The following is a 20,071-nucleotide window of genomic DNA, read 5'->3' as shown; positions in this document are numbered from 1 at the left end:
TGACTGAGGGTCGCACGGCCGCCCGACGAGCAGCCGGCACGCGTGCCGCGCGGCAGTCGAAGGAGTGAAAGTCCTGGTCAAAGGCGGATTGCTGGGCGCACGGGCGGCACGGCGACCAGCGTCGGCACGTCCGCGGGCCCAACCCTGATCAAGACGTGCGGAGCTTTGTTGAACTGCAGTTAAGGCGTCAACGCCAAAACGGTCCGGAATGCCGATCGGGCAGCGGGTTCAGGAGTTGAAGCGACCCTGCGCCGCGTCCAGGCCCACGGTGAGCAGGGCCTCCACCGCGTCCGCGCAACGGTCGACCTCGACGGCGAGGTCCTCGGCGAGGGACGCGGGGAACGGGCTGAGCACGTAATCGGCCGGGTCCTGCCTGCCCTGCGGGCGTCCCACTCCGAAGCGGGCGCGGAAGAACTCCCCCGTCCCGATGCTGCGGCGGATCGACTTCAGCCCGTTGTGGCCGTTGTCGCCGCCGCCGAACTTCAGCCGCAGCCGGCCGAAGTCCAGGTCGAGCTCGTCGTGCACGACGACGAGGTTCTCCGGCGGGATCCGGTAGTAGCCGAGCGCCTTGCCCACGGCGGCGCCGGACTCGTTCATGTAGGTGCGCGACTTCAGCAGCACGACCTTCTCCGCCTCGGCGCCCACCCCGCCCATGCCGGACGCGGTCAGGCGGGTCTGCGCGACCTCTGCCCGGAGCTGCGCCGCCCCGGTGAACCGCACGCCCGCCCGCCGGGCGAGCTCGTCGACCACCCGGTAGCCGACGTTGTGGCGGTGAGACGCGTAGGTCGGGCCCGGATTCCCGAGCCCGACCAACAGCCAGGTAGACATGCGGGCGGTCAGGCCTCCTCGGCCGCTTCCGTCTCCTCGGTGCCCTCACCGGAGGCTGCGGCCAGCTCTGCGTCGAGAGCGGCCTGGCTCGGGGTGGCGGCGACGGACAGCATCAGGTCGTCCGGCTCGCCCGGGAACACGGCGCCGGCCGGGAGCTTCAGGTCCTTCGCGGTCACGGTGTCGCCGATCTCCAGGCCGGTGACGTCGATCTCGACCGAGGTCGGGATGTGGGTGGCCTCCACCTCGAGGGCGATGGTCTGCTGGTCCATCATCACCATGCGGTCGCTCGGGTGGTCGCCGACGACGACGAGCGCGACCTCGACGGTGACCTTCTCGCCCTTGCGGACGATGACCAGGTCGAGGTGCTCGATGTCGCCCTTGATCGGGTTCTTCTGCACCTGCTTGGCGAGCGCCAGCTGGCTCTTGCCGCCGTCGATCGAGATCTCGAGGACAGCGTTGGCCACGCGCAGCGCGAGCTGAACGTCGTGCCCGGGCAGCGACAGGTGGACCGGATCGGTGCCGTGGCCGTACAGGACGGCGGGCACCAGGCCCGCACGACGGGTGCGGCGCGCCGCACCCTTGCCGAATTCGGTGCGGGACACCGCCGCAATCTTGCTCTCAGACACTTTTCTTCCTGCTCCTCAACCTCGTAAAGATTCCGTCTCGACGAGGGATGGGCCGGCGGCGCTCAGCGCTCCGCCTTGTCGATCACGGGCCCTTTGGCCCCTCGCCGAGGCAACCCCGCAAGCTTATCGCCTTTGACCGACCGCCGGAAATCCGCGACGTCGCGGATGCGGGGAGCCGCCGGAGGTCGCTCGCCGGAGGAAGCGGGGTCCCGCCCGGCGTCCACCCGTCCGGCCTAGTGGGCGCCGTTGAACAGCGAGGCCACCGAGCCCTCCTCGAAGACGGCCTGGATCGCCTGGGCGAGCAGCGGCGCCATCGAGAGCACGGTGAGCTTGGGAACGTTCACCCCGTCGGGGATCGGCAACGTGTTGGTGACGATCACCTCCTCGAAGTCGGACTCGTTGAGCCGCTGCGGAGCCGGCCCGGACAGGATCGGGTGCGTGGCCGCGGCGATCACGGCCTTGGCGCCGAAGTTCTTCAACGCGGTGGCGGCCTGGCAGATCGTCCCCGCCGTGTCGATCATGTCGTCCACCAGCAGGCAGACCCGCCCGTCGACATCGCCGACGACCTCGCCGACGGCGACCTCGTTGGCCTTGTTCGGGTCCCGGCGCTTGTGGATGATCGCCAGTGGCGTGCCCAGCTGGTCGGACCACATGTCGGCGAGCCGCACCCGCCCCGCGTCCGGCGACACGATCGTCATCTCGGACGTGTCGTAGTTCTCCTTCACGTAGGTCGCGAGCACCGGGAGCGCGAGCAGGTGGTCGACCGGACCGTCGAAGAAGCCCTGGATCTGGGCGGCGTGCAGGTCGACCGACATCAGCCGGTTGGCCCCGGCGGTCTTGTACAGGTCGGCCACCAGGCGCGCGGAGATGGGCTCGCGCCCGGCGTGCTTCTTGTCCTGCCGGCCGTAGGGGTAGAACGGGGAGACGACCGTGATCCGGCGGGCCGAGGCGCGCTTCAGCGCGTCGATCATGATCAGCTGCTCCATGAGCCACTCGTTCACCGGGGCGGGGTGGGCCTGGATCACGAAGCAGTCCGCGCCGCGCACCGACTCCTCGAAGCGGACGTAGATCTCTGAGTTGGCGTAGGTGAGGGCGCGGGTGGGCACCAGGCTGACCCCCAGCAGGGACGCCACCTCCTCGGCGAGCTCGGGGAACGCGCGTCCCGAGCAGACCATCAGGTGCTTCTCCGTCGGGCGCTTGATGCCGCTCACTCGCCGGCCTCCTCTCCGGCCGCAGCCTCAGCGCCCTGCTCCTCCGCGGCCCGGGCGAGGGCCGCCTCCGCGGCCGCGGCGGACGCCGTCCCTGCCCGTTTCCTCGCCACCCAGCCGCGGATGTTGCGCTGCTGGCCGCGGGAGACCGCGAGCTCGCCGGCGCCCACGTCGGAGGTGATCGTCGAGCCGGCCGCCACGTAGGCGCCGTCCGCGATGTGCACGGGCGCGACGAGCACCGAGTCGCTGCCGACGAAGGAGTGCTCACCGACGGTCGAGGTGTACTTCCCGACCCCGTCGTAGTTGGCGAAGATCGTGCCGGCACCGATGTTGCTGCCCGCGCCGACCACCGCGTCCCCGCAGTAGGTGAGGTGCGGCACCTTGGCGCCCTCCCCGATGATCGCCTTCTTGGTCTCGACGAAGGCGCCGATGTGGGCCTTCGTGCCGATCTCGGTGCCGGGGCGCAGGTAGCTGAACGGGCCGACCGTGGCACCCGGCCCGATCACGGCGAGCTCGGCGTGCGTGCGCACCACCCGCGCGTTCTCGCCCACCTCGACGTCCACCAGCGTGGTGTCCGGGCCGATCGTCGCCCCGGACGCGACCGAGGTCGCGCCCTCCAGCGAGGTGCCCGGCAGCAGCGTCACGTCCTCGGCGAGGTCCACGCCGGCCTGCACCCACGTCGTGGCCGGGTCGAGGACGGTCACGCCCTCGGCCATCCAGCGGGCGAGGATGCGGCGGTTGAGCTCGGCGGCACGCTCGGCGAGCTGCGCGCGGTCGTTCACCCCTTCGGTCTGGAGGTAGTCGTCGAGCACCCGCGCGCCGACCCTGCGTCCGGCCGAGCGGGCGTGGGCGACGACGTCGGTGAGATACAGCTCCCCCTGCGCGTTGGCCGCCTGGAGCGCCGCCAGCCCGTCGGCGAGGGCCTCGGCGTCGAACACGTAGATGCCGGAGTTGATCTCGGCGAGCGCGAGCTCGTCGGGCGAGGCGTCGGACTGCTCGACGATGCGCAGCACCTCCTCGCCGTCGCGGACGATGCGCCCGTACCCGGTGGGGTCGGGGACGACCGCGCTGAGCACGGTCACCGCGTTGCCGCCGGACCGGTGCGCTGCGACGAGGCCCCGCAGCGTCTCCGGCGCCAGCAGCGGGACGTCGCCGGAGGTGACCACGACCTCGCCGGCGATCCCCGGGAGGACGGACAGCCCGGCGCGGACGGCGTCCCCTGTGCCGAGGGGTCGCTCCTGCACGGCGATCGTCACATGGGGGGCGATCTCGGCCAGGTGTTCGGTGACCAGCTCGCGCTGGTGGCCGACGACCACCACGAGCCGGTCCGGCGACAGGGCGTCCGCGGTGTCGATCGCGCAGGCGATCATCGACTTGCCGGCGATGCGGTGGAGCACCTTCGGTACCGCCGACCGCATCCGGGTCCCCGCCCCGGCCGCCATGATGACGACTGCCGCCACCCGATCCTGTGCGTCCTGATCAGCCACGGGCACTCCCAGCGTTGGTCGTCGTCGGCTCCGGGATTCCGGACGGGGAAGGGCATGTGCGGTGCTCCGGCCACATCCGGGGAGACCGGATCATCCTATCGACGCCGCACCACCCGCTCACGGCACGGACCGAACTTGGCCACGATCCGGTCGGGACGCCATCCGGCCGGGCCGCCCCCGGGAACGTCCCGGCCCGCGAGGTTGGCTGTTCCGCAACAATCCGGAGCGCGCAGGCGTGGAATAGGGGTGACGGACGAGGAGGCATCGTGAACCGCCGGGAACTGCTCCTGCTGGCCGCCGGCGCCGCCCTCGCCGGTTGCGCATCGCCGATCGTGCCCTCCGCGCGCCCCCCGGCGTCCGGGACGACCACGGCGTCCGGGGCTGACGCCGACGCCTCCGGCGGGTTCGATGCGTTCTGCGACGCGCTGATGGCCCGCCTGGCCCCCGCGCAGGGCGACCTGGTGCTGTCGCCGTGGTCGATCGCGACCGTGCTGGCGATGGTGCGCGAGGGCGCGGCGGGCACCACAGCCGACGAACTGACGGCGGTGCTGGGCGGGCCGCCCCCGTCGCTGGACCGCCTGCTGCCGACCGGGGCGGGGAGCGCGCTCGAGGCCGGGAACGCCCTGTGGGGCCAGCGCGACCTCACCTGGAAGCAGCCGTTCCTCGACCGGCTCTCCGACAGCTTCGACGCGCCGCTGCACCAGTCCGATTTCCGCGCCGACCCCGACGCGGTGCGCCACGAGATCAACGCCTGGGTCGAGGACCGGACCAAGGGCAAGATCCCCGAGCTGCTCTCGGCAGGGATGCTCGACGTGTCGACCCGGCTGGTCCTGGTGAACGCCGTGCACTTCGCCGCGCCGTGGCACGAGCCGCTGGCCGAAGTGGGGCCGCGTCCCTTCACCACCGCGGCCGGCCGCCGGGTCGAGGTTCCCACGCTGGCCGGCACCACACTGCGTCCGTGGTGGTCGGGCGACGGGGTGAGCGGCTCGGCGATCACCTGCGAGGGCGGGGAGTACGCGCTCGTCCTCGTGCTGCCCGACGACGCCGCGTCCGGCGGGCCCGTGCCCGTCGCCACGTTCGCGAAGGTGCTGTCCGCGGACCCGGCGCTGGTCGCCGTCCAGCTGCCCGCGTGGACGCTGCGGTTCCGGCAGGAGCTGTCCGCAGTGCTCCGGCAGCTGGGGATCCCGACGGCGTTCGATCCGCGCGCGGCCGACTTCAGCGGCATGACCGACCAGGAGAAGCTCTTCCTCGACTTCGTCGTGCACGAGGCCACCGTCGAGGTGAACGCCAAGGGGATCGAGGCCGCAGCGGCGACCGCGGGCGGGATGGCGGCCGCCGGCGCACCGACAGAACCGCGCTCGCTCGTGCTCGATCGTCCCTTCAGCTGGGCGCTGATGCACGCACCGACGAGGACCTGCCTGTTCCTGGGCCGCGTCGGCGACCCGGCGCGCACCTCTGTGGGCTGAGCGTCCCTCTCCGGCCACGCGGTCCGGCGTCGCGCCGGCCGTCCTGCGGCGTGAGCGCTCCCCGGGTAGGAGTCGAACCTACGTCGCTTGTCCTGATTCAAAGTCAGGCGGGCCCTGCCGGCAGACCAACCGGGGAACGGCCACCCGTGGCGGCCGGTGACAACTCTACGGGTGCGCGCGGGGCTGGTGCATCCGCCGGGTGCACCGGGCCGCCCCGCGGGCTGGAAGGGGCGACACCGACCCGCAAACTTGGCGAACGTTTTCGCAATCCCGCCTCGTCAGGGCCAGACTTGGGCCATGCCCACTGCCCAGGCCCCCTCGCGTGCGCGGCGCAGCCGCGTGCGGATGACCCGCAGCGAGCGGCGCGAGCAGCTGATCGACGTGGCACGGGCGCTCTTCGCCGAGCGCGGGCTCGAGGGCACGTCGGTGGAGGAGATCGCCGCCCACGCCGGGGTCAGCAAGCCCGTCGTGTACGAGCACTTCGGCGGCAAGGAGGGCCTCTACGCGGTTGTGGTCGACCGCGAGGTGCGCACCCTGCACGACGCCATCCGAACGGCGATCACGACCCCGCGGGCCAACCCCCGCGCCCTGATCGAGCTGGGGACGCTGGCCCTGCTCGACTACATCGACGACAACCCCAACGGCTTCCGGATCCTCTCCCGGGACTCCTCCGGCACCTCGCCGGAGGGCAGTTTCGCCACGATCCTGTCCGACATCGCCTCGCGCGTGGAGGACCTGCTGGCCGACGAGTTCGAGAAACGGCACCTCGACGCCGCCACCGCCCCGCTGTACTCGCAGATGCTGGTCGGACTGGTCGCGCTCGCCGGGCAGTGGTGGATCAACAGCCGGGAGGAGCAGACGCTGCCCAAGCCGGTGGTCGCCGCGCACCTGGTCAACCTCGCCTGGCACGGCATGCGGAACCTCGACCCCGCGCCGAAGCTGTACACCCACCCCGAGCGGTGAGACGGACGGGCGGCGCCCGTCCCGCAGCCAATCCCGAAGGCCACTCGGCTTTGGGAGCGCTTCCATCTAGGATGAGCGCGTGACCACGCCGCACCCGCTGAGCTCGCGCACGGCCGCGGGCGCCGTCGTCCTGCTCTTCGGCTACAACGGCCTGGTCATCGGCGCCTACGCCGCCTCGATCCCCGTCCTGAGGGCACGCTTCGGCCTCGAACCCTGGCAACTGGCGCTGTTCTTCGTGTGCATGGGCCTGGCCGGGATCGCGTCCATGCAGGTCGCCGGACGCCTGGCAGACCGTCACGGCGCACGGCGGGTCGCCCTGGCGATGCTGCCGGTGCTGGTGGTGGCGATCCTGGGCATCGGCTGGGCGCCCACCCTGCCGGCGCTGTTCGTCGCCGGTGTCGTCCTCGGCCTCGCCAACGGCGGCATCGACGTGTCCATGAACGCGATCGGCGTCCAGGTGGAACGCCGGCGTCCCCGACCGATCATGAGCTTCTTCCACGGGATGTGGTCGGTCGGCAACCTGGCCGGGGCCGTCCTGCTGGTGGCGACGGCCTCCCTCTTCGGCGGCGCGGCGGAACCCGCGATGCTGACCGCGACCACCGTCGCCGCCGTGCTCGGCGTGGCGGCCTTCGCCCTCGCCTGGCGGATCACCCCCGAGACCGAACTCGTGTCCCACCACGACGAGAGCGGAGCGCGGACGCCGATCCCGGCGTCCGCCTACCTGCTGGGCCTGATGGCGATCGCCTTCGGCCTCGGCGAGGGCACGGCCAACGACTGGTCCGGCGTGCACGTCACCGAGATCGCGCAGGTCGACCCGGCCACGGGGGCGCTCGGCTTCACCTGCGTGGCAGCGTGCATGGTGATCATCCGGCTGCTCGGCGACGCCCTCGTGGCCCGCTTCGGCCGGCGCGCCGTGACCACCTTCGGCGGCGCCTGCTCCGCGACCGGCTACCTGATCGCCGCGCTCGGCACCGGGCTGCCCGTCCTGCTGGTCGGGTGGTCGCTCGTCGGCCTCGGCATCGGGATGATCGCGCCGCAGGTGTATGCCGTGGCCGGGCACACCGCCGGCGGACGTGGCCTCGCCGTCGTGGTCACCTTCGGCTACGCCACGTTCCTCATCGCCCCGGCCCTGATCGGCTGGCTCGTGCAGACCATCGGCGTCCAGCCCACCATGTTCCTGCCGGCCGTCCTGCTGTCGGGGCTGATCCTGGTCGCCCGGATCATGCCGGGTCGCCAACCCGCGCCCGCCCCCGTCGCCGAAGGCTGAGCGCCGTCCGCCCGCCGAGGGCTGAGCGCCGTTCGCCCGCCGAGGGCTGAGCGCCGTCCGCCCACCGAGGGCTGAGCGCCGTCCGCCCACCGAGGGCTGAGCGCCGTTCGCCCGCCGAGGGCCAGCCTTGTTGCCGAGGGCTCGCCCCTGTGCGCTGGCCCTCGGCGCCAAGGCTGGCCCTCGGCATGGGGGGCTGGCCCTCGGCGTGGAGGGCTGGCCCTCACCAAAGCGGGGCGGAGAGGCGGGCAGGCTGGCGGGGACCGGCGGCGGACCGGCGTGCGAGCGCTATACGAGCAGGCGGGCTCCGGGGACGGGGCCGCTGACCCGCTTGACGGCGCGGCACAGTCCCTCGCTGGAGAGGCGGACGGACAGGTCGACCGCGGCGGGCTCGTTGGCGGCGAGGAAGGCCACGGTCGGGCCGGAGCCCGACACCATGGACGCCACCGCGCCCAGGTCGTCGCCGGCCTCCAGCAGGTGTGACAGCTGGGGACGCAGCGCCAGCGCCGCCGGCTCGAGGTCGTTCACGAGCGAGCGGCCGAGCGCCTGGACGTCACCGCTGACGAGCGCGTTGAGCAGGCCGTCCGGCACGTCGAGGTGGTCGCTGCCCAGCCCGAGCTCGTCGAACCTCGCGAAGACCGCAGGCGTGGACAGCTCGCCGTCGCTGAACGCGAGCACCCAGTGGTAGGTGCCCCTGCTCAGCACCGACGTCAGCTCGTCGCCCCGGCCCCTGCCGAGCGCCGTGCCCCCGGCCAGGCAGAACGGGACGTCCGCCCCGAGGCGGGCGCCGAGCGTGCGCAGCTCGTCGGGGGAGATGTCGAGGTCCCACAGCACCGCGCAGGCCAGCAGGGCGCCGGCAGCGTCCGCAGAGCCGCCCGCCATGCCGCCGGCCACGGGGATCGACTTGCGGATCACCAGGTCGGCGCCGAGAGGCTTCCCCGCGCCCCACGTACGGGCGAGCAGGCGGGCCGCACGGACGGCGAGGTTGTCGTCCCCGGTGGGAACCTGGTCGGCCTGCTCCCCGACCACCTGGACGCTGAACCGGCCCGGCGGGGCCCAGGACGCGTCCACCTCGTCGTACAGCGACACGGCCTGGAACACCGTGGAGAGCGAGTGGTAGCCGTCCGGACGCCGCCGGCCGCTGCGCAGCGAGAGGTTGACCTTGCCCGCCACGCGGACGCGGACGACCTCTGCCTCGGTGACCGGGGATGCCATGGCGCGAGGCTATCCCACCGGGCCCGGCACGACCTCGGCAATGCGGACGAAGTCGGCGATGCCCAGCACCTCGCCGCGGGCCTGCGGATCGACCCCCACCGACTCCAGCGCGGCGGAGGTCGCCGCGGAGGAGCCGAAGACCCCGGCGAGGGCCGAGCGCAGCATCTTGCGGCGCTGCGAGAAGGCGGCGTCCACGACGGCGAACACCCGCTCGCGGGACGCGGTCGTCGCCGGCGGCTCGCGCCGGACGAGCTCCACCAGCCCGGAGTCGACGTTGGGCACCGGCCAGAAGACCGTCGGCGGCACGCTGCCGACGCGGCGGGCCGCGCAGTACCAGGCGAGCTTCACCGACGGCACGCCGTAGGTGCGCGAGCCCGGCCCGGCGACGAGCCGGTCGGCCACCTCCGACTGCACCATGACCAGCCCGCCCCGCACGGAAGGGAAGCGCGCGAGCACGTGCAGCAGCACCGGCACGCTCACGTTGTAGGGCAGGTTGGCCACGACGAGGGTGGGCTGGGGATCGTCGAGGACATCGACGGCGAGGGCGTCCGCCTCCACCACGCGGAGAGCGTCCGCGCGCCCCGGGAGGCGCTCCGCGGCCGTCCGCGTCAGCCGCCGGGCGAGGCTGTGCTCGATCTCGATCGCGACGACCCCCGCCGCGCGTTCGAGCAGGCCGAGGGTGAGCGAGCCGAGGCCGGGGCCGATCTCGAGCACGACGTCGTCCTCCCGGACGCCCGCCGCGGCCACGATCCGGCGGACGGTGTTCGCGTCGTGCACGAAGTTCTGGCCGCGCTGCTTGGTGGGACGCAGGTCGAGTTCCGCGGCGAGCGCCCGGATGGTGCGCGGGTCGAGCAGGGCGTCGGCCATCACCACTCCCCGAACAGCGCGGACGCGTTGGCGGCCAGGCGGGCGCACAGCTCGCCGAGGTCCGCCCCCCGCCGCTCGGCCACGAAGCGGACGGTGTGCGGCAGCAGGTAGCTGGAGTTCGGCCGTCCCCGCAACGGCATGGGCGTCAGGTAGGGCGCGTCGGTCTCCACCAGCAGCCGGTCGTCCGGGGTGATGTCGAGGGCCTCGCGCAGCGCCTCGTTGGCCGTGAAGGTCACCGTCCCCGGGAAGGACAGCCAGAACCCGCGGTCGAGACAGGCCCGTGCGAAGGCGGCGTCACCGGAGAAGCAGTGCATCTGCACCCGCTCGGGCGCTCCCTCCGCAGCGAGCACGTCGAGCACGTCCGCGTGCGCGTCGCGGTCGTGGATGACCAGGGCGAGGTCGTGCTCCTTCGCCCAGGCGATGTGGGCGGCGAACGCCTCCTTCTGCCGCGCCTGACCCTCGGCGTCGCGCGTCCGGAAGTAGTCCAGGCCCGTCTCCCCCACGCCGCGGACGCGGTCCGACGATCCCACCACCGCCGCCAGCCGGTCGAGCTCCGCGCCCAGCCGGTCGCCCAGCCGGGCGGCATCGTTGGGATGGATCGCCACGGCGGCGACCACCGGGGGGAAGGTCTCTGCGAGGTCGACGGCGGTCACCGACGAGGCGACGTCCGTGCCCACCTCGACGATGCGGGTCACGTTGACCGCCGCGGCCATGGCGAGCGCATCGGCGACGCCCAGACCGCTGAACTCGCGGGTGCTGTCGGCGTGGGTGTGCGCGTCCGTGGTGGGGACGGGCAGGGGCTGTGGGCTCGGGGGCAGGGCGGTCACCGCTCCTCCTTCCTCGCCGCGAGCGCTGCGGCGTAGAGCGACTTGCGGGGCAGGCCGGCATCGGCCGCGACCGCCGCGACGACGGCGGAGAACGGCTCGCCGGCGGCGACCCTCTCCGCGACCAGCGGGAGGGCGTCCTCGATCGACACGGCGGCGGGCGCCGCACCGGCCACGACCACGGTGATCTCGCCGCGGACGCCCGCCGCGGCCCAGTCGGCCAGCTCGGCGAGGGTGCCCCTGCGGGTCTCCTCCCAGGTCTTGGTCAGCTCGCGGCTGACCGCAGCCCTCCGGTCGTCGCCGAAGGCCGTCCGCGCGTCGGCGAGGAACTCCTCCAGCCGGTGGGGCGCCTCGAAGAACACCATCGTGCGCTCCTCGGACGCGAGCCCGGAGAGCCGGCGGCGCCGCTCGCCGCCCTTGCGCGGCAGGAACCCCTCGAAGCAGAAGCGGTCGGTCGGCAGCCCGGAGAGCGCCAGCGCGACCAGCACAGCGGACGGCCCGGGCACCACGCGCACCGGCAGCCCGGCGTCCACGGCCGCGGCCACGACCCGGTAGCCGGGGTCGGAGACGGTCGGCATGCCGGCGTCGGAGACCACCACCACCGTCCGCCCCTCGGCGAGGGCGTCGAGCAGGCCAGAGACCCGGGACGCCTCGTTGCCGTCGAAGTAGGAGACCACCCGCGCGCTCGTGGTGACGCCGAGCCGGGTGAGCAGGCCGTGGAGCCGGCGGGTGTCCTCCGCGGCGATCACGTCGGCGGTCGCCAGCGCGGCGCGCAGCGCGGGCGAGGCGTCCTCGACATTGCCGATCGGCGTGCCGGCCAGCACCAGTGATCCGCCTCCGCGCTCCTCGTCCACCCGTGCAGTATTCCCGATCGCGGCGCTCGGACGCCCACCCCCGCCCGCCACCTAGGATGTCGGCGTGACCGAAGCGGAGTGGGGGGACGGCGGCGACGCCCCGTCCGGCGACCCGCAGGCCCCCTCGGGCACCCTCGCCAGGGAGGCGTCGCCGCCCGACGCCGGTCCGGTCGCACCCCCGGCCGCCGAGGGAGCGGGCATCGTTCCGCCGGCCGCGGACGACGCCGGGGTCGACGAGGACTGGGCCGAGCCGGAGCCAGCGACCGCCGTGGCGCCGTGGCGGCGGCTGCGCCGCTCGGTCTACCGCGACGACCTCAGCACGATCGACCGCCTGCGCGACGGCCAGGCCGCCCTGCGCGACCGGCTCGCCGGCTGGGTGGTGACGCTCGCCATCACCGCGATCGCCTTCGTCATCCGGCTGGTGAACATCGGCTACCCGAACAAGCTGGTCTTCGACGAGACGTACTACCCCAAGGACGCCTGGACGCTGTGGAAGTTCGGCTACGAGCGCGAGTGGCCGGACGCGAAGTCCGCGAACACCCAGATCGCCAACGGCGACGTCGACATCTACAAGACCACGGCGGAGTTCGTCGTGCACCCGCCGGTCGGCAAGTGGCTGATCGGCCTCGGCGAGCAGATGTTCGGGATGAACTCGTTCGGCTGGCGCTTCATGCCGCTGGTCTTCGGCACGCTGCTGGTCCTGGTCACCATCCGGTTCGCCCGCCGCCTGTCCCGCTCAACGCTGGTCGGCGGCATCGCCGGCGTCCTGCTCACCTTCGACGGGCTGTCGTTCGTGATGTCGCGGATCGGCCTGCTCGACATCTTCCAGGCGTTCTTCATCGTCGCGGCGGTGGCCTGCGTCCTCGCCGACCGGGACGCGTACCGCGGACGGCTCGCCGACCACCTCGAGGCCGTCGGCATGCCCGACCTCGGCGGGCGGTTCGGGCCCGTCTACTGGTGGCGTCCGTGGCGGCTGGCGGCCGGCGTCCTGTTCGGCCTCGCCATCGGCACGAAGTGGAACTCGGTGTTCGTGCTCGCCGCCATGGGCGTGCTGAGCGTGCTGTGGGACGTCGGGGCGCGCCGGCTGGCCGGCGCGGACTGGCGGGCCTGGCAGGCGCTGCTGGTGGACGGCGTCCCCGCGTTCGTGAAGCTGGTCGTCGTCTCCGCACTCATCTACGTGGCGACGTGGGCGGGCTGGCTGCTGACCTCCGGCGGCTACGACCGGGACTGGGGCAAGAACAACCCCGACAGCCCCTGGACGAAGTACCTGGGCGAGACGTGGGCGTCGTTCCTGAAGTACCACCAGGACATCTACAACTTCCACACCGGCCAGTACATCAAGGACCAGACGCACCCCTACGACGCGCACCCGATCGGCTGGCTGGTGATGGCGCGTCCCATCGGGATCGACGCCGTCAACGACATCAAGCCGGGCGTCGACGGCTGCTGGGCGACCGGCGACGACACCTGTATCCGGGTGATCTCCGGCATGGGCACGCCGATCCTGTGGTGGATGGCGTTCCTCGCCCTGTTCGTCGGCCTGGTGTGGTGGCTGGCGGGTCGCGACTGGCGCTTCGGCCTGCCGATCGTGGCGGCGATGGCCACGTACCTGCCGTGGTTCCCGAACGCCGACCGTCCGGTGTTCTTCTTCTACGCGATCTGCATCGTGCCGTTCACGGTGACGATCCTGGCCATGGTGATGGGTCTGGTGCTCGGCCCGCGCGACGGCCCCTACCGGAGGCGCGGGGCGATCATCGTGGGCGTCGCCGTTGCCCTCGTCGTGGTGAACTTCGCCTACATCTACCCGGTGCTCACCGACCAGCTGATGCTGTACAAGGACTGGCTCGCCCGGATGTGGCTGCGCTCCTGGATCTGAGCGCCAGGGGCCTCTGCGCGAGCGGACCGAACCGGGGAAAACCTGCCCCAGAAGCTAGTGGACGCCACGGCCCGTGCACCGGGATCTCACCAGCGAACCGGCCCCTCCGGGCCCGGGAACGCCGCCAATAGAGTTCGCTCGGCTCTGGGCTGCGTCGCGAAGGGAAACACATGGCTGTTTGGAAGTTGCACGGCAACGGCACGGTCGAACCGGGGGCCGTGGTCACCCCCGACGAGCGACTCGGCTGGGGAAAGATGTTCGGCCTCGGTGCGCAGCACGTGGTGGCCATGTTCGGCGCCACCTTCCTGGTGCCGCTGATCACCGGGTTCCCGATCCCCGCCACGTTGTTCTTCAGCGGTGTCGGCACCCTGCTGTTCCTGGTGATCACCGGCAACCGGCTGCCGAGCTACCTCGGTTCGTCCTTCGCCTTCATCTCGCCGGTGCTGGCGTCCAAGATGGGTGACGACATCGGCAAGGCCCTGTTCGGGATCATGCTCACCGGCATCCTGCTCGCGATCGTCGGCGCGGTCGTGCACCTGGCCGGCTCCGGCTGGATCGACGCGCTCATGCCGCCGGTGATGACCGGCACGATCGTGATGCTGATCGGCTTCAACCTCGCCGGCGCGGCGTGGGGCGAGGCGAACAAGTCCGGCTTCTGGGCCGCCCCGGTCACCGGCTGGATCACCCTGATCGCGATCGTCCTGATCACCGTCCTGTTCCGCGGGCTGATCGGCCGGCTGTCGATCCTCCTCGGCGTGGTCGTCGGCTACATCGCCGCCCTCATCCAGGGCCAGGTGGACTTCGCCGCCGTCGGCTCTGCCGCCTGGATCGGCCTGCCGGCCTTCACCCTGCCGACGGTCGACTTCAGCGTCGCCGCCCTGTTCCTGCCGGTCGTGCTCGTGCTGATCGCAGAGAACGTCGGCCACGTGAAGTCGGTGGCCCTGATGACCGGGCACAACTACGACAAGACGATGGGACGCGCGCTGCTCGCCGACGGCGTGGCCACCACGCTGGCCGGCTTCGGCGGCGGCTCCGGCACCACCACCTACGCGGAGAACATCGGCGTGATGGCGGCGACCAAGGTCTACTCCACCGCGCTGTACTGGATCGCCGGCGGCATCGCCATCGCGCTGTCGTTCATCCCGAAGTTCGGCCAGGCGATCGCCACGATCCCGGCCGGCGTGATCGGCGCGGCCGGCACCGTCCTGTACGGCATGATCGGCCTGCTCGGCGCCCGGATCTGGATCGACAACAAGGTGGCGTTCACCAACCCTGTCAACCTGATCCCGGCCGCGATCGGCCTGATCATGGGCATCGCGAACTTCAACTTCACCGTGGGCGGCCTGTCCTTCGGTGGCGTGACGGTCGGCACGGTGACCGCGCTGGTGCTCTACCACCTGATGAAGGCCGTCGCGAAGGCCCGCGGCACCGACATCGGCGAGGACAGCACCGCCCTGGTGGCGGAGTTCGACGACTCCTACGTCGCCGACGACGCTCGCTAGACCCTCGCCCGAAGCCCCCGCCCCGCGGCGGGGGCTTCGGCGCGTTTCGGGCCGTCGCCGGCGTCAGCGTCCGGTGAGCGCGCGCACCGAGGGCGGCACGGGGATGCCGTCGCGCAGGTCCGGGCTGGGGACGGGGGCGCCGTAGCCGGTCGCCAGCGGGACGACGCCGGCCCACGCGTCGCCGGCGACGTCCTCGGCCGGGTCCTCGGGGAAGCCGTCGGCGGTCTTCACCGACCATTCGCCGATCGGGAACGCCAGCACCATCGTCGCCGCACGCTCCCTCCGGGTACTCGGCCGGACCTCCGCGGTGCGCCCGGGAAGGACCCGGTCGGTGAACAGGTCGAGGGCGTGCGCGGCCTCCGCACCGGTCAGCGGCGTGCAGCGGCCGAACAGGCAGGCGCTGCGGTACCGCATCCCCGACTCGAACGCCGAGCGCGCCACCTTGATCGCCTCCAGGGCAGTGACGGTGACGCAGGCGTCCACGCCGGAGGCGAGGACGCGCAGCCAGCGGGAGCCCGTCGAGCCGTGGAAGATCAGCCGGTCGCCGTCGCGCGCGAAGCCGATCGGGAGGACCAGGGGGCCCTCCGGCAGCACCAGTCCGACGTGGGCGAGGAGCACCTCGTCGAGCAGCGCGTCGAGCACGGCGCGGTCGCTGGACGCGCGCTCTGGCATGCGGGTGGGCAGGAGCGTGCGGCCCATGGTCCCTCCTTGTCGGTCCGTTCGTCGGGCCGATTCTCCCCCGAGCAGGCCCTCCCCCGCGTCCCCGGTGCCGGCGCGGCGAGATGCGGACGCCGCGCGTCCGACCGGCTGCGCTAGCTTGTCGCCGTGCGCAGCCGACTGACCCCCGCCGTCCGGATGGGGTTGTCGATCGCCGTCGCCGTCGGCGTCTACGGGATCTCGTTCGGCGCGCTCTCGGTCGGCTCCGGCCTGGACGTGTGGCAGACCTGCGCGCTCAGCGCACTGATGTTCACCGGCGGCTCGCAGTTCGCCTTCATCGGCGTGGTCGCCGGCCAGGGGACGGGCGCGGCGGCCTGGGCCGCGGCGACGCTGCTCGGCATCCGCAACGGCGTCTACGGCATGCAGCTCAAGGCGCTCATCCGGCCGCCGGGACGGCTGATCCCGCTGATGGCCCAGCTCACCATCGACGAGTCGACGGCGACCGCGACCGCGCAGGACGACCACGACGAGCGCGTCCGCGGCTTCTGGACGGCCGGTGTGGGCGTCTACGTGCTGTGGAACGCGTCCACGCTCGTCGGGGCGCTGGTCGGCAACAGCATCGGCGACCTCAGTGCGTGGGGCCTGGACGGCGCCGCGGTGGCGGCCTTCCTCGGGCTGCTCTGGCCCCGGCTGCACGGCCGTGACCCGGTGGCGATCGCGGTCGTCGCCGCGCTGGCCACGCTGCTGACACTGCCGCTGCTGCCGCCGGGCATCCCCGTGCTCGTCGCCGCAGCGGTGACAGCGGGCTGGTGGGCGTGGCGCCGGCGAGCGGTGGTGGCGCCATGACCCTGTGGCCCTGGGTGCTCGGCGCCTGCCTGGCCGCCTACCTGATCAAGCTCGCCGGGTACCTGCTCCCCCAGTCTCTGCTCGACCGCCCGGTCTTCCACGAGCTGGCCGGGGCGCTGACCGTCGGGCTGCTGGCGTCGCTGACGGTGATGAACGCGGTCGGGCGCGGGCAGTCGATCGCCCTCGACTCCCGGCTCCTCGCCCTCGCCGCGGGTGCGGTCGCGCTGCGCCTGAGGGCGCCGTACATCGTCGTGGTGATCGTGGGCGGGGTGGCCGCGGCCGTGGGGCGGCGGCTCGGGCTGCCCTGAGCGGGGCCGTCGTGAGCCGCACGCGGCCACGCCGGACGCGGGGTCGCCGGGCTCACGCCCGCCGCGCGCCCGCCTCGTCGGCGTCCTCGACAGCCCACTCCTCGTCCAGCTCGTCGGACTCACCCCGGGAGCGCGGACGGTGGCGCACCAGGAGGATGCCGCCCAGGACGAGTGCCACGACGGAGACGACGTCGATGCCCAGCATCGTCCACAGCCGCAGCTGCAACCGTGCCTCGATGTCGGGGACGGTGAGGTCCGCGGTGCCGAACACGTCGACGCGGCGGTCCAGGAGCCACCAGCCCCAGTGCAGGACCATGCCGATGATCACCGACGCCACGCCCCGGGCCCACAGGGGCCGGTGCAGCCAGGCGCCGACGGCCAGCCCGATGACGATCACGGCGCTCAGCCCGATCTCGACCCAGCCGAGTGCCACCATGGCGGCGACGATGGCCTCACCGGCCGCCGGGTCACCGGCAAGGGTGAGGTTCGCCGCCCAGACCCCGACCAGGATCGCCCCCTGGGAGATGGCCGACAGTGCCACGACGAGGTGCAGCACCGGCCACCAGCCGAGCCGCACCGGGAAGTCCATGTGGCCATCCTGCTGCCCCGGGCGCGGGTTGGCCAAACCGGTCCTCCCCCTCGTCACACCTGTCACAGGCGTCACGCGTCCAGCGCACTCGCTCCCAGCCAGGCCCGGGGGACGCCGAACCCCTCGACGAGGTCGAGCGCCGAGGGGCGCAGCTCCGCGCACAGCGCGTTGACTTGGGCGTTCACCGCCTTGGCACGGCCCGCCGAGATCCGGTTGTGCTCCAGGAACCAGGCAGCGTCCGCCGCGATGCTGCCGAGAGCGTAGAGGCTGCACAGGCGCTCGAGCACCTGGCGGGCCTCCGGGTCGGCGCAGGCCTCGATGCCGGCGATGAACGCCTCGAGCGTGACCCGCTCCAGGTGTGCGCGGGCCACGAAGAGCATGTGCTCGCCGAGGCGGTTCACCGACTCGAAGCTGCGGCTGTCCGCGCGCCGCGTCCGCCGGGCCAGCGACTCCAGCGAATGCCGCTCGCGCTCCTCGAACAGGTAGGCGTGCCAGCCGCGGTCGACGAGCGCCAGCTCCTCCGGGCGCCTCCGGGCGGTGGCCACGAGGCGGTCGACGAGCAGGTTGGCCGCCGTCCGCTCCAGCACCGTCCCGCCGACCAGCTTCGCCGCCTGCTGGACCATCCCGACCCGGTCGAGGTCCCCCCAGACCTGCCGGTAGTCGGTGAGCAGGGCCTTCGCCACGAGCTGGAGCAGCACGGTGTTGTCGCCCTCGAAGGTGGCGAAGACGTCGGCGTCCGCGCGGAGACCGACCAGGCGGTTCTCGGCCATGTAGCCGGCGCCGCCGCACGCCTCGCGGCACTCCTGGATCGTGTCGTTCGCGAACCGGGTGGCCAGGGCCTTGAGCCCGGCGGCGCGGGTCTCCAGCTGGCGCTGCTCGCGCTCGGTGTGCTCGCCGCCACCCTGGACGTGCGCCAGCGCGGTCGTCAGCTCGTTCTGGGCGAACCCGAGCGCATAGGCCCGGGCGATCGCGGGCAGCAGGCGTCGCTGGTGGGTGAGGTAGTCCAGCAGCACCACGCCGTCGGGGTGGCCGGGTGCGGGGAACTGCCGGCGGGTGAGCGCGTAGCGGGTGGCGATCGACAGGCCGCGACGGGCGGCGATCCCCGCCCCGGCGGCGATGCACACCCGCCCGCGGACGAGGGTGCCGAGCATGGTGAAGAACCGCCGGTTGGGGTTCTCGATCGGCGAGCGGTACACGCCGTCCTCCCCCACGCCGCCGTACCGGTCGAGGAGCATCTGCCGCGGCACCCGCACCCGGGCGAAGCGGAGCCGCCCGTTGTCGACGCCGAGCAGGCCGCCCTTGGCACCGTGGTCGGAGGTGGTGACGCCCGGCAGGTCGTTGCCTTCGGCGTCACGGATCGGCACGAGGACGGCGTGCACGCCGTGGTGACGGCCCTGCACCAGCAGCTGGCCGAACACCACGGCCATCGAGCCGTCGCGCGCGGCGTTGCCGATGTAGGCCTTGGTCGCGCCCGGGGTCTGCGAGTGCACCTCGTACTCGTCGGTCTCCGGGATGTAGGTGATGGTGGTCTCGAGGTTCGCGACGTCCGACCCGTGGCCGAGCTCGGTCATCGCGTAGCAGCCGAGCAGGTCCAGGCGCGTGATGGCCGGCAGGAACGTGTCGTGGTGCCAGCGGGTGCCCAGGTTAGTGACCGCGCCGCCGAACAGCCCGAACTGGACGCCGGACTTGATCAGGGTGGAGAGGTCGCCGTGGGCGAGCATCTCGAAGGCCACCACCGCTGCTGCCGGGTCCGCCGGGTCGTCGGCGTCGCGCGGGATGCCCGCCGCGCCGAAGCCGGCGTCCGACAGCTCGCGCAGCCGGGCCAGCACCCAGTCGCGGGCCTCCTCGATCGACTGGCCGGGATCGCGGTGGAGGTTCTCGGACGGGAACGCGGCCCTGGCCTCCGCGCGCCGGTCGGCCCAGGGGCCGTCCAGCGCACGGCGCAGGCTCGCCCCGAGAACGCTCAGGTCCTCTCCGGGCACGGTCTCAGGCGGGTTCAGCAACGTGGTCATTCCTGCTCCTGTCGTGGGGGGACGGCGGCCAGGCCGACGGCCAGGGCCGGGGTGAAGAAGGCGTCGAGCTCTGCCAGCACGACCGCGCGCGGCTGGCGGGGTTCCGTGGCCATCCAGGCGTCCGCCGCCGCCCGGATGAAGCCGACGAGGCCGTGGCCCCAGGTGGTCGCGCAGGACGGGTCCTGGCCGTGCCGGCGCAGGTGGCCGGCGAAGGCCCGGCTGACGTGGCTGCCGATGAGTTCGGGCAGGCCGCCGTAGGGGTCGATCGACGCGGCTTCCAGCGACGGCGGGCTGAGCACGAACCGGTAGATGTCGGGGTCGCGCTCGACCAGGGAGAGGTAGGCGTCGGCGAGGTCGTGGGCCAGCACGCGCAGGTCGTCGGCGTCGGTCAGCTCCAGCGCGACCCTCAGGTCGGCGTGGATGAACTCGTGGACGGCAGCCACGACCGCGACGTACAGCCCGGCGCGGTCGCCGAAGTGCCGGTAGATCACCGTCTTGGAGGTGCCCGCCTGCGCGGCGATCTCGTCCATGCCCACGCCGGCGCCGTGCTTGCGGATCGCCCGCAACGTGTCCTCCACCAGCTCCCTCCTGCGGGTGAGGCGGTGTTCGGCCCAGCGGGTGTCGCGTCCATCGGTGGTCACCCCTCCACAGTACCCAGTACCTGACGTATCTGCTACCG

Annotated in this window: 19 protein-coding genes and 1 tRNA gene; 7 read left to right on the top strand and 13 right to left on the bottom strand. The window is 72.7% G+C overall.

Going from position 1 to position 20,071, the window contains the following annotated elements:
• Positions 1-228: 228 nt before the first annotated feature.
• From pth to glmU, 4 genes are all read right to left on the bottom strand, one after another.
• Complete coding sequence (gene pth / locus ACFQQJ_RS15125; RefSeq protein WP_377107727.1) at positions 229-828, bottom strand: aminoacyl-tRNA hydrolase; 600 nt, start codon at positions 826-828, stop codon at positions 229-231.
• Between the two features lie 8 nt (positions 829-836).
• Complete coding sequence (locus tag ACFQQJ_RS15120; protein ID WP_377107725.1) at positions 837-1,430, bottom strand: 50S ribosomal protein L25/general stress protein Ctc; 594 nt, start codon at positions 1,428-1,430, stop codon at positions 837-839.
• Positions 1,431-1,687: 257 nt separating this feature from the next.
• Entirely contained in the window at positions 1,688-2,629 is a 942-nt protein-coding gene (locus ACFQQJ_RS15115; RefSeq protein WP_377108025.1) for a ribose-phosphate diphosphokinase, read from the bottom strand.
• Between the two features lie 32 nt (positions 2,630-2,661).
• Positions 2,662-4,104, bottom strand: coding sequence for a bifunctional UDP-N-acetylglucosamine diphosphorylase/glucosamine-1-phosphate N-acetyltransferase GlmU (gene glmU, locus ACFQQJ_RS15110; protein WP_377108023.1), 1,443 nt, complete (start codon positions 4,102-4,104; stop codon positions 2,662-2,664).
• A gap of 311 nt (positions 4,105-4,415) precedes the next feature.
• Here glmU and ACFQQJ_RS15105 point away from each other — a divergent pair, with 311 nt between their 5' ends.
• Positions 4,416-5,615 (top strand): serpin family protein, encoded by a 1,200-nt coding sequence (locus tag ACFQQJ_RS15105; protein WP_377107723.1) that lies wholly within the window; start codon positions 4,416-4,418, stop codon positions 5,613-5,615.
• Between the two features lie 57 nt (positions 5,616-5,672).
• Here ACFQQJ_RS15105 and ACFQQJ_RS15100 read toward each other — a convergent pair.
• A tRNA-Gln gene (locus ACFQQJ_RS15100) sits at positions 5,673-5,751 on the bottom strand.
• Positions 5,752-5,912: 161 nt separating this feature from the next.
• Between ACFQQJ_RS15100 and ACFQQJ_RS15095 the strand changes: the two genes are divergently transcribed.
• Together ACFQQJ_RS15095 and ACFQQJ_RS15090 are read left to right on the top strand one after the other, a co-directional pair.
• Positions 5,913-6,578, top strand: coding sequence for a TetR/AcrR family transcriptional regulator (locus ACFQQJ_RS15095; RefSeq protein WP_377107721.1), 666 nt, complete (start codon positions 5,913-5,915; stop codon positions 6,576-6,578).
• Between the two features lie 79 nt (positions 6,579-6,657).
• The gene (locus ACFQQJ_RS15090) at positions 6,658-7,845 is read left to right on the top strand and encodes an MFS transporter (RefSeq protein ID WP_377107719.1); all 1,188 of its coding nucleotides are present in this window, start codon (positions 6,658-6,660) and stop codon (positions 7,843-7,845) included.
• Positions 7,846-8,130: 285 nt separating this feature from the next.
• Here the strand turns inward: ACFQQJ_RS15090 and ACFQQJ_RS15085 are convergent, their stop codons facing one another.
• From ACFQQJ_RS15085 to rsmI, 4 genes are read right to left on the bottom strand one after another with little or no spacing between them, the layout of a single operon-like run.
• Positions 8,131-9,057: a 4-(cytidine 5'-diphospho)-2-C-methyl-D-erythritol kinase gene (locus ACFQQJ_RS15085; RefSeq protein WP_377107717.1), complete on the bottom strand. Its 927-nt coding sequence runs from the start codon at positions 9,055-9,057 to the stop codon at positions 8,131-8,133.
• A gap of 9 nt (positions 9,058-9,066) precedes the next feature.
• Positions 9,067-9,924 (bottom strand): 16S rRNA (adenine(1518)-N(6)/adenine(1519)-N(6))-dimethyltransferase RsmA, encoded by an 858-nt coding sequence (gene rsmA, locus ACFQQJ_RS15080; RefSeq protein WP_377107715.1) that lies wholly within the window; start codon positions 9,922-9,924, stop codon positions 9,067-9,069.
• Positions 9,924-10,751, bottom strand: coding sequence for a TatD family hydrolase (locus tag ACFQQJ_RS15075; RefSeq protein WP_377107713.1), 828 nt, complete (start codon positions 10,749-10,751; stop codon positions 9,924-9,926). Before ACFQQJ_RS15075 ends, rsmA begins: the two co-directional genes overlap by 1 nt.
• Positions 10,748-11,602 (bottom strand): 16S rRNA (cytidine(1402)-2'-O)-methyltransferase, encoded by an 855-nt coding sequence (gene rsmI, locus ACFQQJ_RS15070; RefSeq protein ID WP_377107711.1) that lies wholly within the window; start codon positions 11,600-11,602, stop codon positions 10,748-10,750. Before rsmI ends, ACFQQJ_RS15075 begins: the two co-directional genes overlap by 4 nt.
• A gap of 352 nt (positions 11,603-11,954) precedes the next feature.
• Between rsmI and ACFQQJ_RS15065 the strand changes: the two genes are divergently transcribed.
• Both ACFQQJ_RS15065 and ACFQQJ_RS15060 read left to right on the top strand, forming a co-directional pair.
• Complete coding sequence (locus tag ACFQQJ_RS15065; protein WP_377108022.1) at positions 11,955-13,478, top strand: dolichyl-phosphate-mannose--protein mannosyltransferase; 1,524 nt, start codon at positions 11,955-11,957, stop codon at positions 13,476-13,478.
• A gap of 170 nt (positions 13,479-13,648) precedes the next feature.
• Entirely contained in the window at positions 13,649-14,980 is a 1,332-nt protein-coding gene (locus ACFQQJ_RS15060) for a uracil-xanthine permease family protein (protein WP_377107709.1), read from the top strand.
• Between the two features lie 63 nt (positions 14,981-15,043).
• On the opposite strand, the gene ACFQQJ_RS15055 is transcribed toward ACFQQJ_RS15060, so the two are convergent.
• On the bottom strand, positions 15,044-15,679 hold the full coding sequence (locus ACFQQJ_RS15055; RefSeq protein ID WP_377107707.1) for a pyridoxamine 5'-phosphate oxidase family protein: 636 nt from the start codon (positions 15,677-15,679) through the stop codon (positions 15,044-15,046).
• A gap of 126 nt (positions 15,680-15,805) precedes the next feature.
• Here ACFQQJ_RS15055 and ACFQQJ_RS15050 point away from each other — a divergent pair, with 126 nt between their 5' ends.
• Both ACFQQJ_RS15050 and ACFQQJ_RS15045 read left to right on the top strand, forming a co-directional pair.
• Positions 15,806-16,483 carry an AzlC family ABC transporter permease gene (locus ACFQQJ_RS15050; RefSeq protein ID WP_377107705.1) on the top strand — a complete coding sequence of 226 codons (678 nt, stop codon included), beginning with the start codon at positions 15,806-15,808 and terminating at the stop codon, positions 16,481-16,483.
• Entirely contained in the window at positions 16,480-16,791 is a 312-nt protein-coding gene (locus ACFQQJ_RS15045) for an AzlD domain-containing protein (RefSeq protein WP_377107703.1), read from the top strand. The genes ACFQQJ_RS15050 and ACFQQJ_RS15045 overlap by 4 nt, the downstream gene beginning before the upstream one ends.
• 52 nt (positions 16,792-16,843) lie before the next feature.
• On the opposite strand, the gene ACFQQJ_RS15040 is transcribed toward ACFQQJ_RS15045, so the two are convergent.
• From ACFQQJ_RS15040 to ACFQQJ_RS15030, 3 genes are all read right to left on the bottom strand, one after another.
• Entirely contained in the window at positions 16,844-17,380 is a 537-nt protein-coding gene (locus ACFQQJ_RS15040; protein WP_377107701.1) for a hypothetical protein, read from the bottom strand.
• A gap of 71 nt (positions 17,381-17,451) precedes the next feature.
• Positions 17,452-19,392 (bottom strand): acyl-CoA dehydrogenase, encoded by a 1,941-nt coding sequence (locus ACFQQJ_RS15035; RefSeq protein ID WP_377107699.1) that lies wholly within the window; start codon positions 19,390-19,392, stop codon positions 17,452-17,454.
• A complete protein-coding gene (locus ACFQQJ_RS15030; RefSeq protein WP_377107697.1) occupies positions 19,389-20,033 on the bottom strand; it encodes a TetR/AcrR family transcriptional regulator in 645 nt (214 codons plus the stop codon). Before ACFQQJ_RS15030 ends, ACFQQJ_RS15035 begins: the two co-directional genes overlap by 4 nt.
• Between the last annotated feature and the right edge of the window lie 38 nt (positions 20,034-20,071).

The sequence above is a fragment of the Propionicimonas sp. T2.31MG-18 genome, assembly GCF_964266745.1.
Classification (GTDB): Bacteria; Actinomycetota; Actinomycetes; order Propionibacteriales; family Propionibacteriaceae; genus Propionicimonas.
The sequence above is the reverse complement of the archived record's forward strand: the minus strand, read 5'-3'. Positions and strand labels throughout refer to the sequence as shown.